Source organism: Geobacillus sp. B4113_201601 (genome assembly GCF_001587475.1).
GTDB lineage: Bacteria > Bacillota > Bacilli > Bacillales > Anoxybacillaceae > Geobacillus > Geobacillus icigianus.
The window spans coordinates 42,567-58,914 of sequence record NZ_LQYX01000012.1 but is presented as its reverse complement, the minus strand read 5'-3'; the positions used below and the strand labels follow the sequence as shown (position 1 = coordinate 58,914).

The 16,348-nt window shown below is 52.8% G+C and carries 17 protein-coding genes, 1 rRNA gene and 1 other annotated feature; all 18 genes read left to right on the top strand.

What is annotated here, in order from left to right; genetic code table 11:
• Positions 1-339: 339 nt before the first annotated feature.
• The 18 genes from rrf (at position 340) to secE (ending at position 16,262) form a co-directional block, all read left to right on the top strand.
• Positions 340-456, top strand: a 5S ribosomal RNA gene (gene rrf, locus B4113_RS01990).
• 240 nt (positions 457-696) lie between these two features.
• Positions 697-1,158, top strand: coding sequence for a CtsR family transcriptional regulator (locus tag B4113_RS01985; RefSeq protein WP_033021074.1), 462 nt, complete (start codon positions 697-699; stop codon positions 1,156-1,158).
• Positions 1,159-1,173: 15 nt separating this feature from the next.
• Positions 1,174-1,722, top strand: coding sequence for a UvrB/UvrC motif-containing protein (locus B4113_RS01980; protein ID WP_061912145.1), 549 nt, complete (start codon positions 1,174-1,176; stop codon positions 1,720-1,722).
• Positions 1,723-1,726: 4 nt separating this feature from the next.
• The gene (locus B4113_RS01975; RefSeq protein ID WP_061912144.1) at positions 1,727-2,818 is read left to right on the top strand and encodes a protein arginine kinase; all 1,092 of its coding nucleotides are present in this window, start codon (positions 1,727-1,729) and stop codon (positions 2,816-2,818) included.
• The gene (gene clpC / locus B4113_RS01970) at positions 2,815-5,250 is read left to right on the top strand and encodes an ATP-dependent protease ATP-binding subunit ClpC (RefSeq protein ID WP_033021066.1); all 2,436 of its coding nucleotides are present in this window, start codon (positions 2,815-2,817) and stop codon (positions 5,248-5,250) included. Before B4113_RS01975 ends, clpC begins: the two co-directional genes overlap by 4 nt.
• Positions 5,251-5,329: 79 nt before the next feature.
• Positions 5,330-6,700: a DNA repair protein RadA gene (radA, locus tag B4113_RS01965; protein WP_033842702.1), complete on the top strand. Its 1,371-nt coding sequence runs from the start codon at positions 5,330-5,332 to the stop codon at positions 6,698-6,700.
• 186 nt (positions 6,701-6,886) lie between these two features.
• Positions 6,887-7,981: a PIN/TRAM domain-containing protein gene (locus B4113_RS01960; protein WP_033842700.1), complete on the top strand. Its 1,095-nt coding sequence runs from the start codon at positions 6,887-6,889 to the stop codon at positions 7,979-7,981.
• Positions 7,982-8,001: 20 nt separating this feature from the next.
• Positions 8,002-8,688, top strand: a complete 687-nt coding sequence (gene ispD / locus B4113_RS01955) for a 2-C-methyl-D-erythritol 4-phosphate cytidylyltransferase (RefSeq protein ID WP_033021059.1) — start codon at positions 8,002-8,004, stop codon at positions 8,686-8,688.
• A gap of 15 nt (positions 8,689-8,703) precedes the next feature.
• Positions 8,704-9,186, top strand: a complete 483-nt coding sequence (ispF, locus tag B4113_RS01950; RefSeq protein ID WP_033021056.1) for a 2-C-methyl-D-erythritol 2,4-cyclodiphosphate synthase — start codon at positions 8,704-8,706, stop codon at positions 9,184-9,186.
• Positions 9,187-9,412: 226 nt separating this feature from the next.
• The gene (gene gltX / locus B4113_RS01945) at positions 9,413-10,885 is read left to right on the top strand and encodes a glutamate--tRNA ligase (RefSeq protein WP_033021054.1); all 1,473 of its coding nucleotides are present in this window, start codon (positions 9,413-9,415) and stop codon (positions 10,883-10,885) included.
• Between the two features lie 71 nt (positions 10,886-10,956).
• Positions 10,957-11,192, top strand: a binding site (T-box leader).
• A 194-nt stretch (positions 11,193-11,386) separates the two neighbouring features.
• Positions 11,387-12,061, top strand: coding sequence for a serine O-acetyltransferase (gene cysE, locus B4113_RS01940; RefSeq protein ID WP_033021051.1), 675 nt, complete (start codon positions 11,387-11,389; stop codon positions 12,059-12,061).
• Positions 12,039-13,442, top strand: coding sequence for a cysteine--tRNA ligase (gene cysS, locus B4113_RS01935; protein ID WP_033021049.1), 1,404 nt, complete (start codon positions 12,039-12,041; stop codon positions 13,440-13,442). Before cysE ends, cysS begins: the two co-directional genes overlap by 23 nt.
• 3 nt (positions 13,443-13,445) lie before the next feature.
• Positions 13,446-13,868 (top strand): Mini-ribonuclease 3, encoded by a 423-nt coding sequence (locus tag B4113_RS01930; RefSeq protein ID WP_033021047.1) that lies wholly within the window; start codon positions 13,446-13,448, stop codon positions 13,866-13,868.
• The gene (gene rlmB, locus B4113_RS01925; RefSeq protein ID WP_033021045.1) at positions 13,868-14,605 is read left to right on the top strand and encodes a 23S rRNA (guanosine(2251)-2'-O)-methyltransferase RlmB; all 738 of its coding nucleotides are present in this window, start codon (positions 13,868-13,870) and stop codon (positions 14,603-14,605) included. Before B4113_RS01930 ends, rlmB begins: the two co-directional genes overlap by 1 nt.
• Positions 14,606-14,608: 3 nt before the next feature.
• Complete coding sequence (locus tag B4113_RS01920) at positions 14,609-15,121, top strand: NYN domain-containing protein (RefSeq protein ID WP_033021043.1); 513 nt, start codon at positions 14,609-14,611, stop codon at positions 15,119-15,121.
• Between the two features lie 36 nt (positions 15,122-15,157).
• Positions 15,158-15,841 (top strand): RNA polymerase sporulation sigma factor SigH, encoded by a 684-nt coding sequence (gene sigH, locus B4113_RS01915; RefSeq protein ID WP_369802213.1) that lies wholly within the window; start codon positions 15,158-15,160, stop codon positions 15,839-15,841.
• A gap of 70 nt (positions 15,842-15,911) precedes the next feature.
• Complete coding sequence (locus B4113_RS20915; protein ID WP_255358694.1) at positions 15,912-16,043, top strand: hypothetical protein; 132 nt, start codon at positions 15,912-15,914, stop codon at positions 16,041-16,043.
• Positions 16,044-16,079: 36 nt separating this feature from the next.
• On the top strand, positions 16,080-16,262 hold the full coding sequence (secE, locus tag B4113_RS01910; protein ID WP_033021039.1) for a preprotein translocase subunit SecE: 183 nt from the start codon (positions 16,080-16,082) through the stop codon (positions 16,260-16,262).
• Positions 16,263-16,348 lie beyond the last annotated feature (86 nt).

The following is a 16,348-nucleotide window of genomic DNA, read 5'->3' as shown; positions in this document are numbered from 1 at the left end:
GTGGAAGCGCCGCGTTTCGCTCTCGAAGCCAAATGTTCTTCACCCGCAGGGGCGCTCGCGCCCCGAGGGGGAAGGTGATTTGACCCCGAGCGGCGGTGAGCCGGAGCTAGACAGGACGAAAAGCGTAGGACGCCCGCCGATCGGCGAAACGCGCTGGAGGGCCTGCGAGGAGGCTATGCCGCCACAGCAGGACCGAAGCGTCGCAAGCCGATGGCGGCTGAAGCTAGACAGTGTGATACGCGGCTTCTTCCGACGGTTATCTAGTTTTGAAGGAATGCGTTCCTTCTTGACAGGAATTGATTTTCTGGTATAATGATTGATGAAAAACGGAATGGCTTGCCTAGTGGTGATAGCGGAGGGGAAACACCCGTTCCCATCCCGAACACGGAAGTTAAGCCCTCCAGCGCCGATGGTAGTTGGGGCCAGCGCCCCTGCAAGAGTAGGTCGCTGCTAGGCAGTAGATCTTTTAGCACGCCTTTTCTTTTCGGAGAAAAGGCGTGCTTTTTGTTTATCTGTTTTTTTTTGACGTTTTGCCATTGGAAAAAGAGGATATTCTATAGATGCCCGCTGTTTTTCAGTAACGCTTGCATTTTTTCGCCATACATTATATAGTAAAAGTAAGGTCAAATATAGTCAAAGTCAACGGATGGATTTGATCGTCTGAGCAGTTCGGTTGTAAGGAAGGTGGGAGGTAGAGTGCCAAACATTTCCGACATTATTGAGCAATATTTAAAGCAAGTTCTCAATATGAGTGATCAAGATATTGTAGAAATTAAGCGAAGTGAAATCGCCAGTAAGTTTCAATGCGTTCCGTCACAAATCAATTATGTCATCAACACAAGGTTTACCTTGGAAAGAGGATATATTGTTGAAAGCAAACGCGGCGGCGGCGGGTATATTCGGATTATGAAGGTAAAGACAAAAAGTGAGGCGCAGCTCATTGATCAGCTGCTTGAGCTCATTGGTTCTCGCATCAGCCAGTCGAATGCTGAGAATATGGTGAAACGTCTCGTTGATGAAAACGTGATTTCGGAGCGCGAGGCAAAAATGATGTTAAGTGTCATGGATCGCTCCGTTTTATACATTGACCTGCCTGAACGGGATGAACTGCGAGCGCGCATGCTGAAGGCGATGTTGACGTCGCTGAAATATAAATAGGGGGAGGGGAAGTCTTTGGTTTGCCAAGAATGCAAGCAACGGCCGGCTACGATGCATTTTACAAAAATCGTCAACGGAGAAAAAACGGAGTTTCATCTTTGCGAACAATGCGCTAAGGAGCACGGCCATATGTTTATGTTATATGGCCATGACGATTTTCCACTCAACAACTTGTTGGCGGGTTTACTCAACTTCGAGGCTCCGGTGAAGGAGATGACGGCGAACGCGTTTCCAAACCCGGATTTGCTGCAGTGCCAGACATGCCAGATGACCTATCATCAGTTTACACAAATTGGGCGGTTCGGCTGTGCGGATTGTTATCGAACATTTGCCCGTTACTTGCCGCCGATCTTGAAACGGCTTCATAGCGGCAATACGGCCCATTCAGGGAAAATTCCGAAGCGAAAAGGGGGCGTGCTTCATTTGCACAAGCAGCTTGCCGCTCTGAAACAAAAGCTTCAGGAATTGATCGCCCGCGAGGAATTTGAGCGAGCGGCAGAGGTGCGTGACCAAATCCGCTCGTTGGAAAATGAACTTCGCCAGCGCGGAGAGGGGGATATGTAACGGCATGTCGTTTGAGAAATTTTTCAATACTGCGGTCAGTTCGTGGATGAGTCAAGAGGGACCGGATTCGGATATCGTCTTAAGCAGCCGCATCCGGCTGGCGCGCAATATCGTTGATTTTCGTTTTCCGACGCTGTTCAGCAGCGAGGAGGCAAGACAAATCGTCTCGCTGTTCGAGCGGGCGTTTGCGCACCGCTCTTATAGGGAGGCGGGGCGTTTCGAGCTGTTGAAAATGTCGGAGCTTCAGCCAATTGAAAAGAGGGTTTTGGTGGAAAAACATTTGATCAGTCCTCATTTGGCGGAAGATTCGCCGTTTGGCGCCTGCCTGCTCTCGGAGAACGAAGAAATCAGCATCATGATTAACGAAGAGGATCATATTCGCATCCAATGCCTGTTCCCCGGTTTGCAGCTTGCTGAGGCGCTGGAAGCGGCGAGCGAATTGGACGATTGGATTGAAGGACATGTCAACTACGCCTTCGATGAACGGCTTGGCTATTTGACAAGCTGTCCCACCAATGTGGGGACGGGGTTGCGGGCTTCGGTAATGATGCATCTTCCGGCGCTTGTCTTGACGCAGCAAATGAGCCGCATTGTTCCGGCGATCAATCAACTCGGTCTTGTCGTTCGCGGGACATACGGCGAAGGGAGCGAGGCGTTGGGGAACATTTTCCAAATTTCCAATCAGATCACACTCGGCAAATCGGAGGAAGATATTGTCGCTGATTTGCATACGATCGTCCAGCAGCTGATCGCCCAAGAACGAGCGGCGCGCCAGGCATTAGTCAAAACTTTGGGCATACAATTAGAAGATAAAGTGTTCCGTTCATACGGCATATTGGCCAACTGCCGCGTCATCGAGTCAAAAGAGGCGGCGCAATGTTTGTCCGACGTGCGTCTTGGCATTGATTTAGGATATATCCAAAACATCTCGCGCAACATTTTAAATGAGCTGATGATTTTGACGCAGCCAGGATTTTTGCAACAGTACGCCGGTGGGGCGCTCCGCCCGGAAGAACGTGACGTCCGCCGTGCAGCGCTGATTCGAGAACGTCTAAAAATGGAAGAAAGAAGAAAGATGGAGGGTGATGAACGATGATGTTTGGCAGATTTACGGAACGGGCACAAAAGGTGCTGGCGCTGGCGCAAGAAGAAGCCATTCGCCTTGGCCATAACAATATCGGGACCGAACATATTTTGCTCGGATTGATTCGTGAAGGGGAAGGAATTGCAGCCAAAGCGCTCATGGCGCTCGGACTAGGCCCTGAAAAAATTCAAAAAGAAGTCGAATCGCTCATCGGCCGTGGCAATGAAGCGTCGCACACGATTCATTATACGCCGCGGGCGAAAAAAGTCATTGAGCTGTCGATGGATGAAGCGCGGAAGCTTGGCCATTCCTATGTCGGCACGGAACATATTTTGCTTGGGCTCATCCGTGAAGGGGAAGGGGTAGCGGCCCGTGTGCTGAACAACTTGGGCGTCAGTTTGAACAAAGCGCGCCAACAAGTGCTGCAGCTGCTCGGCAGCAACGAATCGATCTCAGGCCATGGAGGCGGAGGGGCCTCACATGTGAGCACGCCAACGCTTGACAGCCTTGCCCGCGACCTGACGGCGATCGCTCGCGAAGGTCGCCTTGATCCGGTTATCGGCCGGAGCAAAGAGATTCAGCGCGTCATTGAAGTATTAAGCAGACGGACGAAAAACAACCCGGTGCTGATCGGGGAGCCGGGGGTCGGGAAAACCGCGATCGCTGAAGGGCTGGCGCAGCAAATCGTCAATAACGAGGTGCCGGAAACGCTGCGCGACAAACGGGTGATGACGCTCGATATGGGAACGGTTGTCGCCGGAACGAAATACCGTGGCGAGTTCGAAGACCGTTTGAAAAAGGTGATGGATGAAATCCGGCAGGCGGGCAACATCATTCTGTTCATCGATGAACTGCATACGCTGATCGGCGCCGGCGGGGCGGAAGGAGCGATCGACGCGTCGAATATTTTAAAACCGGCGTTGGCGCGCGGAGAATTGCAATGCATCGGAGCGACGACGCTTGATGAATATCGGAAGTACATCGAGAAAGATGCTGCCCTTGAACGTCGTTTCCAGCCGATTTATGTCGATGAACCGACTGTTGAAGAATCGATCCAAATTTTAAAAGGGCTGCGCGACCGCTATGAGGCGCACCATCGTGTTTCCATTTCCGATGAAGCGATTGAGCAAGCGGTGAAGCTGTCCGATCGTTACATTACCGACCGTTTCCTGCCCGATAAGGCGATTGACTTGATCGACGAAGCTTGCTCGAAAGTGCGCCTCCGTTCGTTTACAGCGCCGCCGAAGCTGAAAGAGCTCGAGCAAAAGCTCGAGGAAGTGCGGAAGGAAAAAGATGCAGCCGTGCAAAGCCAAGAGTTTGAAAAGGCGGCTTCGCTGCGCGATATGGAACAACGGCTGCGCGAAGAGTTGGAAGAGACGAAACGGGCGTGGAAGGAAAAACAAGGGCAAGAAAACTCCGAAGTCACGGTGGAGGATATCGCTGCGGTTGTGTCAAGCTGGACCGGCATCCCGGTATCGAAACTGGCCGAAACGGAAACAGAACGTTTGCTCAAGCTTGAGGAGATTTTGCATGCCCGCGTCGTCGGCCAAGATGAGGCGGTGAAAGCGGTGGCGAAAGCGGTGCGCCGCGCCCGCGCCGGTCTGAAAGATCCGAAACGCCCGATCGGTTCGTTTATTTTCCTCGGCCCGACCGGCGTTGGGAAAACGGAATTGGCTCGCGCTTTGGCAGAAGCGATGTTTGGCGATGAAGACGCCCTGATCCGCATCGACATGTCGGAGTATATGGAAAAACACTCGACATCGCGGCTCATCGGTTCACCGCCGGGGTATGTCGGCTACGAAGAAGGCGGCCAGCTGACAGAAAAAGTGCGCCGCAAGCCGTACTCCGTCATTTTGCTCGATGAGATGGAAAAGGCGCATCCGGATGTGTTCAATATTTTGCTGCAGGTGCTGGAAGACGGGCGCTTGACTGACTCGAAAGGACGGACGGTCGACTTCCGCAACACGATCATCATTATGACGTCGAACGTTGGCGCCGACGCGCTGAAGCGGAACAAATACGTCGGATTTAACATTCAAGATCAGCATCAGCAGTATAAAGACATGAAAAGCAAGGTGATGGACGAACTGAAAAAGGCGTTCCGTCCAGAGTTTTTAAACCGGATCGACGAAATTATCGTCTTCCATTCGCTTGAAAAAGAACATTTGAAACAAATTGTCCGCCTGATGGCCGATACGCTCGTGAAACGCCTGAAGGAACAGGATATTGACTTGGAGTTGACCGAGGCGGCCATTGAGAAAATTGCCGCTGAAGGGTTTGATCCGGAATACGGCGCTCGCCCATTGCGCCGCGCCTTGCAAAAGCATATCGAAGATCGGTTGTCGGAAGAGTTGCTAAAAGGCACGATCGCCAAAGGGCAGACAGTCGTCGTCGATGTCAAAGACGGGGAGTTTGTCGTGCTGGCGAAACAGGCGGTTGTGTAAGGGAAGGGGTATGCGGCAGTTTGCTGCCCATACCTTTTTTCTCATCTTGCCGATCCGGCGATAGAAGGGGTTTGTAGAAATGGTCAAAAAGAAAACGAAGTTTGTTTGTCAAGAGTGCGGCTATGAGTCGGCCAAATGGCTCGGCCGCTGTCCAGGATGCCAAACGTGGAATTCGTTTGTGGAGGAAATCGAGCGGGCGGTTTCTGGGCGTGGCGCGTTTCTTCACACTGAACCGTCCAGTTCGGCCCAACCGGTTCCGATTACGGCGGTCACAGCTACGCAAGAACCGCGCATCCGAACGAACAGCGCGGAACTCGATCGCGTGCTCGGCGGCGGGATCGTCAAAGGTTCGCTCGTCTTGATCGGCGGTGACCCCGGGATTGGCAAATCGACGTTGCTGCTGCAGACGTCGGCCCAGCTCGCCGCGGCCCGTCACAAGGTGTTGTATATATCCGGGGAGGAATCAGTGAAGCAGGTGAAGCTGCGCGCCGGGCGCCTCCACGCCGAATCAAATGAACTATATGTGTTAGCCGAAGCGAATATGGAATATATTGTAACAGCGGTGGAAACGATTGCGCCTGCCTGTGTGATCATCGATTCCATTCAGACGGTGTACCGAACCGATATTACGTCAGCCCCGGGCAGCGTCGCCCAAGTGCGCGAATGTACGGCCGAGCTGATGAAAATCGCCAAAACGAAAGGCATCGCCATTTTCATTGTCGGCCATGTGACGAAAGAAGGGGCGATCGCCGGGCCGCGCTTGCTTGAACATATGGTTGATACGGTTCTTTATTTTGAAGGGGAGCGGCATCATACGTACCGTATTTTGCGGGCGGTGAAAAACCGCTTCGGTTCGACGAATGAAATCGGCATTTTTGAAATGCGTGACATCGGGCTGCGAGAGGTGGAAAACCCGTCGGAAGTGTTTTTGGAAGAGCGGTCGCGCGGAGCGGCGGGCTCCACGGTCGTCGCGGCCATGGAAGGGACGCGCCCGGTGCTCGTTGAAATTCAGGCGCTCGTTTCGCCGACGAGTTTTGGCAACCCAAGGCGAATGGCGACCGGCCTCGATCACAACCGCGTTTCGCTGCTGATGGCGGTGCTTGAAAAGCGGGTCGGGCTGCTGTTGCAAAACCAAGACGCCTACTTGAAGGTAGCGGGCGGGGTAAAGCTTGACGAACCGGCCATTGACTTGGCGGTCGCCGTCAGCATCGCCTCAAGTTTTCGCGACCGGCCGACCCATCCGGCCGATGTGATCATCGGCGAGGTTGGCTTGACCGGCGAGGTGCGCCGTGTCTCGCGCATTGAACAACGGGTGCAAGAGGCGGCCAAACTAGGGTTTTCGCGCGTCATTGTGCCAAAAAACAATATCACGGGCTGGCAGCCCCCCGACGGCATCCAAGTAATCGGCGTATCACATGTCGCTGAGGCCCTCGAGCATACGATGGTGTAGAAAAGTACAGTAAACAGGCTGAATCTTTTTGCTTTGTCAAACGTAAGAAATTAGTGAGAGTCTCAAATGATCATCGCTTGATAATAGATGTTTGACAGCTGCTTAAAAATGGCGAAAATTACTTTCCAATTGATTTCAAACATGGGAAACTGTTTATAATGTTAAATAGGAGGTGAAAATGGGCCGATGGTGAAACGAATTGTGCAATTGTTTTTTCTTGCCGTAGGCGGAACGTTAGGCGCCATGTTTCTGCCCGATTTGTTTCAGCTGTTAAATGTAAGCGACCTGCCGCTTCTTCATCATTCATATTTGTTGGCGCTCTTGGGGGCCGTTCTGTTCTTTTTACTGACGTTTTGGCTTGTGGATTATGTCGTCGATATGATCCGATGGGTTGAGGAAACATTGGTGAAAGCGCCAGCCGTCGATGTGCTGTTTGGCAGCCTTGGGTTGATTTTTGGTCTCATTATCGCGTTTTTCATTGTCATGCCGTTGCAGTCGTTTCGCATTGAAGTGCTCAATACAGTGCTGCCGGTTTTTTTGACCATTTTGCTCGGCTATTTAGGGTTTCGCGTTGGTTGGAAGAAACGGAATGAGCTGATGAATTTATTTTCACTTTCCAATCGCATGACAAAGAAAAAAAGCGCAGAGGCTGAGAACGAACCGTCAAAAGGTGGCGCCGTCAAAATTTTGGACACGAGCGTCATCATCGATGGGCGGATTGCGGACATTTGTCAAACCGGCTTTTTGGAAGGACCGCTTGTCATCCCGCGATTTGTCCTCGAAGAATTGCAGCATATCGCCGATTCGTCCGACGTGCTGAAGCGGAACCGCGGCCGCCGCGGCTTGGACATTTTGAACCGCATTCAAAAAGAAATGGACATGAAAGTAGAAATTCACGAAGCGGATTTTAATGATGTGCAAGAAGTCGACAGCAAGCTTGTCAAATTGGCTAAGCAGCTGCAAGGGATCGTTGTGACGAACGATTTCAATTTAAACAAAGTATGTGAGCTGCAAAACGTGCGCGTCTTAAACATCAACGACTTGGCGAACGCGGTCAAACCGGTCGTGCTGCCGGGGGAAGAGCTGAACGTGCACGTCATCAAAGACGGCAAAGAGCATAACCAAGGTGTCGCCTATTTGGACGATGGGACAATGATCGTTGTGGAAGATGGCAAAGAATATATCGGCAAACGGGTTGACGTTTTGGTGACTAGCGTGTTACAAACATCTGCGGGGAGAATGATTTTTGCCAAGCTAAAACTGTTGCAAAAAGCGCTTTAGAAGAATAGGGGAAACGTCCAATGAAGTATGAAGCGATCGTGTTGGCGGCCGGACAAGGAAAGCGGATGAACGCCGGCATGAACAAGCAATTTCTTGAACTTGGCGGCGAACCGCTCATCGTTCGGACATTGAAAGTGTTTGACGGCGATGAGCGGTGCGCCGGCATTGTGCTCGTCGTCAACCCGGCTGAACGACAGCGGTTGGCGCAACTGCTTGAACGTTATCGCATCCGCAAAGTCACAGCGCTGGCCAACGGCGGACAGGAGCGGCAGCATAGCGTGTATAACGGGCTGCAGGCGCTCAAGGGAGAGGGGATCGTCCTCATCCATGACGGCGCTCGCCCGTTTATTCGCGTCCGGCAGTTGCATGAGCTGGCCGATGCCGCGGTTCAAGACGGGGCGGCCATTCCAGCCGTGCGGGTGAAAGACACGATTAAAAAAGCGAACGGCTTGTTTGTTGAAGAAACGATCGATCGTTCCAGCTTGTGGGCGGCGCAAACGCCACAAGCTTTTCGTCTGTCTTTGATCATGGAGGCGCACGAGGCGGCGAAACGGGATGGTTACCTAGGCACGGATGATGCCAGCCTCATCGAACGGCTCGGCAAGCCGGTGAGGCTTTTGGAGGGAGACTATCAGAACATTAAGTTGACAACACCGGACGATCTGCTGTTTGCCGAAGCGATTTTAGCAAGCCGCCTTGTCGAGTAGAATGGGGGAAAAGACATGTTTCGCATTGGACAAGGGTTTGACGTTCATCAGCTCGTGGAAGGGCGCCCGCTTATCATCGGTGGTGTCCATATCCCATATGAGAAAGGGTTGCTCGGTCATTCTGATGCCGATGTGCTGTTGCACGCGGTGGCCGATGCGTGCCTCGGCGCGATTGGCGCTGGCGACATCGGGCGGCACTTTCCTGACACCGATCCGCGTTATAAAGATGCTGATTCAGCCGAACTGCTCGCGCGCGTATGGGGGCTCGTTCGGCAAGAAGGCTATGTGTTGGCGAACATGGACTGTACGATTATTGCCCAAAAACCAAAGATGGCCCCGTATATTGAGGAGATGAGGGCGATCATCGCCCGGCTGCTCGAAGCTGAGCGTTCGCAAGTGAATGTGAAGGCGACGACGACAGAAAAACTGGGATTCACTGGGCGCGAAGAAGGCATTGCTGCCCAGGCGGTCGTATTGCTGCAAAAGAGCGGGGCGTAATATTAGGGTGCTGCGATGCCGTATGATGACCGCTTAGGAAGCGGCGGCATGACGGATCCGGAAGCGTTCCGGCCTCGTGTTTTTCCGCTGGGGCGTGAAGGCGTCGAGCGGAAGAGGCCGGCGTCCGGCGGCACAGCGCTGATGAGGCGAGCCGTCCGTTTTGAACATTGCCGCGATAAACGGTACAATAATAGCACAAGTTTGATGGAAGTGGAGGGGTTGGACGATGGCAAAAGAGGTGCGCGTGCGCTATGCGCCGAGCCCGACCGGCCATTTGCATATCGGCGGGGCGCGAACAGCGTTGTTTAATTATTTGTTTGCCCGCCACCACGGTGGAAAAATGATCGTCCGCATCGAGGATACGGATCTTGAACGGAACATTGAAGGCGGCGAACAGTCGCAGCTTGAAAACTTACAATGGCTTGGCATCGACTATGATGAGTCGGTCGACAAAGACGGCGGCTACGGTCCGTACCGGCAGACGGAGCGGCTCGATATTTATCGGAAATATGTGAATGAATTGCTTGAGCAAGGCCATGCGTACAAATGTTTTTGCACGCCGGAGGAGCTTGAACGGGAACGCGAGGAACAGCGGGCCGCCGGCATCGCCGCTCCGCAATACAGCGGCAAATGCCGGCATTTGACCCCGGAGCAAACGGCGGAGTTGGAAGCGCAAGGAAAGCCATATACCATTCGCCTCAAGGTGCCGGAAGGAAAAACGTATGAGTTTGACGACTTGGTGCGCGGAAAAGTGACGTTTGCGTCCAAGGATGTCGGCGGTGACTGGGTGATCGTCAAAGCGAACGGCATTCCGACGTACAACTTTGCGGTCGTCATTGATGACCATTTGATGGAGATCAGTCATGTGTTCCGCGGCGAGGAACATTTGTCCAATACGCCGAAGCAGCTCATGGTATACGACTATTTCGACTGGGAGCCGCCGCAGTTCGCCCATTTGACGCTGATTGTCAACGAGCAGCGGAAAAAACTGTCGAAGCGCGATGAATCGATCATTCAGTTCGTTTCGCAATACAAAGAGCTCGGCTATTTGCCAGAAGCGATGTTCAACTTTTTCGCGCTGCTTGGCTGGTCGCCGGAAGGGGAAGAAGAAATTTTTACGAAAGACGAATTGATCCGCTTGTTTGACGTCTCTCGGCTGTCGAAATCGCCGTCGATGTTTGATACGAAAAAGCTGGCCTGGATGAACAACCAATACATGAAACAGCTCGATCTCGATCGGCTCGTTGATCTCGCTTTGCCGCATTTAGTGAAAGCCGGGCGCCTGCCGGCGGATATGACGGAGGAGCAGCGGCAATGGGCGCGCGATTTGATCGCCTTGTACCAAGAGCAAATGAGCTACGGGGCGGAGATTGTTCCGCTGTCCGAGCTGTTCTTCAAGGAAGAGGTCGACTATGAAGAGGAAGCGCGTCAAGTGCTGGCCGAGGAGCAGGTGCCGGAAGTGCTGACTGCCTTTTTAGCGAACGTGCGGGAGCTTGAACCGTTTACGGCCGATGAGATTAAAGCAGCGATCAAAGCGGTGCAAAAGTCGACCGGACAAAAAGGGAAAAAGCTGTTCATGCCGATCCGCGCCGCAGTGACGGGACAAACGCACGGGCCGGAGCTGCCGTTTGCCATTCAGCTGCTCGGCAAACAAAAAGTGATCGAGCGGCTGGAGCGGGCGCTGCAGCAAAAATTTTAACTCTGCTTTGCACGTTCAGGCGGCAAATGTGATATAATAATACAAAGTTTTGGGTGGAACAAGTTCATCATGATAAAGCGTTGACGAGGAAAAGTAGGAGGCATCGGCATTCCAGAGAGAGCCGTCTTGGCTGGGAGCGGCTTATGTGCGGTGCCATCCGAAATGCGCCTCGGAGCCTCCTTTCGAACCGGAACAGAGACGTTCTGCAGTAGAGGGGAGCGGAGCATCTCCGTTATCGGACTCGAGTGAGCGAAGCGTCCCCCCGTTTCGCTAAACAGAGTGGAACCGCGCCAACAGCGTCTCTGTGTCTTCGGCACAGAGACGTTTTTTTATTCGAGACAGCTTAGGAGGCTGGTGGAAAACGGTTGTTTCTCTTGAGCAATGGGGGAACGTTTGAAAGGCGCCCCTGATGCGCCAAGGCTTATCTATTTGAGAAACGAGTTTGATAAGCGCCTTTGCTCCCTTAAATCACCGGTCTCTTAGAAGTGGAGGGAGGATGTCATGTTTAAAACATTGAAAGAGGACATTGAAGTCATTTTTGAACAAGACCCGGCGGCGAGAAGCTATTTGGAAGTCATTTTAACGTATTCCGGCCTTCATGCCATCTGGGCGCACCGGATCGCCCACGCGCTTTACAAGCGGAAATTTTATTTCCTTGCCCGCTTGATTTCACAAATCAGCCGCTTTTTCACCGGCATTGAAATCCATCCGGGCGCGAAAATCGGCCGCCGCTTTTTCATCGATCACGGCATGGGCGTGGTGATCGGCGAGACGTGCGAAATCGGCGACAACGTCACGGTCTATCAAGGGGTTACATTAGGCGGGACAGGAAAAGAAAAAGGGAAGCGTCATCCGACGATTAAAGATAACTGTTTGATCGCTGCCGGTGCGAAAGTGCTCGGTTCGATTACGATCGGGGAAAACTCGAAAATCGGCGCCGGCTCGGTCGTGTTAAAAGACGTGCCGCCCAATTCAACCGTCGTCGGCATCCCGGGCCGTGTCGTCGTGCGCGACGGGGTAAGGGTGAAGAAAGATTTAAACCATACCGACCTGCCTGATCCGATCGCCGACCGGTTCCGGGAGCTTGAAGAGGAAATCGCTCGGCTGAAAAGCGAGCTTGAGGCATTGAAACAACAAGAAAGGAAGAACGAGTATGAGCAGCATACGGCTTTATAATACGTTGACGCGAAAAAAAGAACCGTTTGAGCCGTTGGAACCGAACAAGGTGAAAATGTATGTGTGCGGCCCGACGGTGTATAACTATATTCATATCGGCAATGCGCGGGCCGCCATCGTTTTTGACACGATCCGCCGCTATTTGGAGTTCCGCGGCTATGATGTGACGTATGTATCGAACTTTACCGATGTTGATGACAAGCTGATCAAAGCGGCTCGCGAGCTCGGCGAGAGCGTTCCGGCAATCGCCGAGCGGTTCATTGAGGCGTATTTTGAGGACATTCAAGCGCTCGGCTGCAAAAAAGCGGACATCCATCCGCGCGTGACCGAAAACATCGGTACGATTATCGAATTTATTCAGACGCTCATTGACAAAGGATATGCCTACGAAGTCGAAGGCGATGTGTATTACCGGACGCGCAAGTTCCGCGAATACGGCAAGCTGTCCCATCAATCGATCGATGAGCTGCAAGCGGGGGCGCGCATTGAAGTTGGCGAGAAAAAGGACGATCCGCTTGATTTTGCCCTTTGGAAAGCGGCGAAAGAAGGGGAGATTTCATGGGACAGCCCATGGGGGAAGGGGCGGCCCGGCTGGCATATCGAATGCTCGGCGATGGCGCGCAAATATTTGGGCGATACGATCGATATTCACGCCGGCGGCCAAGACTTGACGTTTCCGCACCATGAAAACGAAATCGCCCAGTCGGAGGCGCTGACCGGCAAACCGTTCGCGAAATATTGGCTGCACAATGGGTATTTAAATATTAACAACGAAAAAATGTCGAAGTCGCTTGGCAATTTCGTGCTCGTTCACGATATCGTCCGGCAGATCGACCCGCAAGTGCTGCGCTTTTTCATGCTGTCGGTGCATTACCGCCATCCGATCAACTACAGCGAAGAGCTGCTTGAGAGCGCGCGGCGCGGGCTTGAGCGCCTGAAGACGGCGTACAGCAATTTGCAGCATCGCCTGCAGGCAAGCACGAACTTGACGGACAATGATGAGGAATGGTTGTCGCGCCTTGCTGACATCCGCGCTTCGTTCATCCGTGAAATGGACGACGATTTCAACACCGCAAACGGCATTGCGGTATTGTTTGAATTGGCGAAACAGGCCAACTTGTACTTGCAGGAAAAAACGACGTCCGAGAAGGTCATTGCCGCGTTTTTGCGCGAGTTCGAGCAGCTGACGGGCGTACTGGGGCTTACCTTGAAACAGGAGGAGCTGCTTGATGAGGAAATCGAAGCGCTGATCCAAAAGCGCAATGAAGCGCGAAAAAATCGCGATTTTGCCTTGGCTGACCGCATTCGCGACGAACTGAGAGCCAAAAACATCATTTTGGAAGACACGCCGCAAGGAACGAGATGGAAACGAGGATCGTAAGCGATGATGCCGTTTGAGACAGTCGAGAATGCAGGGCAGTTAAACGGTTTGGCGCTCGCTTACATCGGCGATGCGGTTTATGAGGTGTACGTGCGCCGCCATTTGCTTGTGGCTGGGAACGTTCGGCCGCATGAGCTGCACCGGCGGGCGGTTCGCTATGTGTCGGCGCGGGCGCAAGCGAAAGTCATTTTCGCGCTGCTTGACGAAGGCGTGCTGACCGATGAGGAAAAAGAGATTGTTCGCCGCGGCCGCAACGCCAAATCCGGCACGATCCCCAAAAATACCGATGTGCAAACGTATCGGCACAGCACGGCCTTTGAAGCGCTGATTGGGTATCATTTTTTAGTGAATAACGAAGCACGGATTATGGAATTGATCAGCCGTTCCTTTGCCATTATTGAAAGGGAAGAAAGGGCGTTGGAATGATGGACTACATTATCGGTAAAAATCCGGTCATTGAAGCGCTCAAAGCGGGGCGTGACATCAATAAAATTTGGATCGCTGAAGGGGCGCAGCGCCATACCGTCGAACCTGTGCTTGAATGGGCGAAACGGCGGGGCGTGCTCGTTCAATACGTCCCGAAACGCAAGCTGGACCAAATGGCGGAAGGGGCCCATCAAGGGGTGATCGCCCAGGCGGCGGCTTACCGCTACTATGAAATTGATGACTTGTTCGCTCGCGCCGCCGAGCGGGGCGAGGCGCCGTTTTTTCTCATTTTGGACGAGCTTGAGGATCCGCACAATTTAGGGGCGATCATGCGCACCGCTGACGCCGTCGGGGCGCATGGCCTCATCATTCCGAAGCGGCGTTCGGTCGGGCTGACCCCAACGGTGGCCAAGGCTTCGACCGGGGCAATTGAGCACGTTCCAGTCGCGCGTGTCACAAACTTGGCGCGGACGATGGACGAGCTGAAAGAGCGCGGCGTCTGGATCGCCGGCACCGATGCGGCTGCCAAAGATGACTACCGTTCGCTCGATGGCACGATGCCGCTGGCGCTCGTGATCGGCAGCGAAGGGAAAGGGATCAGCCGGTTGGTGCTGGAAAAATGCGATTTTTTGGTTCGGCTGCCGATGCGCGGGCACGTCACCTCGCTCAATGCCTCTGTCGCCGCCAGCCTGCTCATGTACGAGGTGTACCGGAAGCGGTATCCGTTAGGGGAATAGCCGATGAACATTTTGATTGTCGACGGCTATAACATGATCGGGGCATGGCCGGCGCTGCGCCGGCTGAAAGAAGAGGGCGATCTGGCAGCGGCAAGGGATTTGTTAATTGCGAAATTGGCCGATTATAAAGGATTCACCGGCGATCATGTCGTCATTGTGTTTGACGCCCACCTCGTGCAAGGCAATGAAAAAAAATATAAGCATTATGATATTGACGTCATTTTTACAAAAGAACATGAGACAGCCGATGAGCGGATTGAACGGTTGGCAAAAACATTGATGAACGCGCGCACAAAAGTGTACGTCGCTACCTCCGACTACACCGAGCAGTGGACGGTGTTCAGCCAAGGGGCCTTGCGCAAATCAGCCCGCGAGCTGTTATATGAGGTCGAATCGGTCGAGCGGGACATTTCCAAAAAACTGAGCGATATCAAACAGCACACCCCAACCTCGAAAATGCCGCTCAGTGACCAAGTTGCCGAAATCTTCGAAAAATGGCGAAGAGGGCAAAAATGAGCGGTTGACGCTGTAAAAATTTGTCCTGTATAATAAATAATAGCGAGTTATGCGGTCGGGGGGATCAGCGTGGGGGAATGCGTCAACGTACATAAAATCAAGGATTACCGCCACCTTGATGACGAACAGCTTGTTGCGCTTGTTCACGAGGGGGATCGGGAAGCGCTCGATTTTTTGATCCATAAGTACCAAAATTTTGTGCGCGCTAAGGCCCGCTCCTATTTTTTGGTCGGCGCTGACCGGGAGGATATCGTGCAGGAAGGGATGATCGGCCTGTATAAGGCCGTCCGCGACTTCAAGGGGGACAAGCTTTCTTCGTTTAAAGCGTTTGCAGAACTTTGCATCACTAGGCAAATGATCACCGCCATTAAAACGGCGACCCGCCAAAAGCATATTCCGCTCAATTCATATGTGTCTTTGGACAAACCGATTTATGATGATGAATCGGACCGCACGCTGATGGACGTGCTGTCCGGCACGCAGGCGACCGATCCGGAACAGCTGATCGTCAACCGTGAGGAAGTAGGGGACATTGAGTTGAAGATGGCTGAGCTGTTAAGCGACCTCGAGCGGAAAGTGCTCGCGTTATATTTGGATGGGCGCTCGTACCAAGAAATTTCCGAAGAATTGAACCGCCATGTCAAGTCGATTGATAACGCGTTGCAGCGCGTCAAGCGGAAGCTGGAAAAATACTTGGAATATCGTGAAGTTCATTTGTAGGTGGCGTGTCGGCAGCGACAAGGAGAAAAACATGACATTGACAGCGGAACGGACAGTATGATAAATTTTTATGGACATCTGGCTGAAACAGGCGGAACGTTGGAGCGTCGAACAGCGCCGTTGCCGCGCAGACGATCGGCGCGCGCCTAGTGCTGACCAAGATGCGGCAAGCGTGCGGTCCATCGCCAAATCAAACCGGTGATGGAGACAGTTTGGAGCGATCGTGGAGGTACGAGTGATGCAGCGGATAACAAATTTTTTGCGTGAAGTTGTGCGCGAGCTAAAAAAAGTAAGCTGGCCCAACCGGAAGGAATTGGTGAACTATACGGCGATTGTGTTGGCTACGGTGGTGTTTTTCACCGTCTTTTTTGCCGTTGTCGACCTCGGCATTTCCGAACTCATTCGTCTTTTGTCTGAATAAGCAGGCGAATGATATGCTATAATGAAAGATAATCGCACGAGCATGGAACCCGGCAACGGGTTTTTGTTTTGCGCAAAAATGGGATA

Excerpts from the sequence above, each read along its gene's own strand:
- secE (WP_033021039.1), top strand. The coding sequence starts at position 16,080 with ATGCAGCGGATAACAAATTTTTTGCGTGAAGTTGTGCGCGAGCTAAAA.
- B4113_RS01930 (WP_033021047.1), top strand. The coding sequence starts at position 13,446 with ATGATGCCGTTTGAGACAGTCGAGAATGCAGGGCAGTTAAACGGTTTG.
- B4113_RS20915 (WP_255358694.1), top strand. The coding sequence starts at position 15,912 with ATGGACATCTGGCTGAAACAGGCGGAACGTTGGAGCGTCGAACAGCGC.
- rlmB (WP_033021045.1), top strand. The coding sequence starts at position 13,868 with ATGGACTACATTATCGGTAAAAATCCGGTCATTGAAGCGCTCAAAGCG.
- radA (WP_033842702.1), top strand. The coding sequence starts at position 5,330 with ATGGTCAAAAAGAAAACGAAGTTTGTTTGTCAAGAGTGCGGCTATGAG.
- clpC (WP_033021066.1), top strand. The coding sequence starts at position 2,815 with ATGATGTTTGGCAGATTTACGGAACGGGCACAAAAGGTGCTGGCGCTG.
- gltX (WP_033021054.1), top strand. The coding sequence starts at position 9,413 with ATGGCAAAAGAGGTGCGCGTGCGCTATGCGCCGAGCCCGACCGGCCAT.
- B4113_RS01975 (WP_061912144.1), top strand. The coding sequence starts at position 1,727 with ATGTCGTTTGAGAAATTTTTCAATACTGCGGTCAGTTCGTGGATGAGT.
- cysS (WP_033021049.1), top strand. The coding sequence starts at position 12,039 with ATGAGCAGCATACGGCTTTATAATACGTTGACGCGAAAAAAAGAACCG.
- cysE (WP_033021051.1), top strand. The coding sequence starts at position 11,387 with ATGTTTAAAACATTGAAAGAGGACATTGAAGTCATTTTTGAACAAGAC.
- ispF (WP_033021056.1), top strand. The coding sequence starts at position 8,704 with ATGTTTCGCATTGGACAAGGGTTTGACGTTCATCAGCTCGTGGAAGGG.
- B4113_RS01920 (WP_033021043.1), top strand. The coding sequence starts at position 14,609 with ATGAACATTTTGATTGTCGACGGCTATAACATGATCGGGGCATGGCCG.
- ispD (WP_033021059.1), top strand. The coding sequence starts at position 8,002 with ATGAAGTATGAAGCGATCGTGTTGGCGGCCGGACAAGGAAAGCGGATG.
- B4113_RS01960 (WP_033842700.1), top strand. The coding sequence starts at position 6,887 with ATGGTGAAACGAATTGTGCAATTGTTTTTTCTTGCCGTAGGCGGAACG.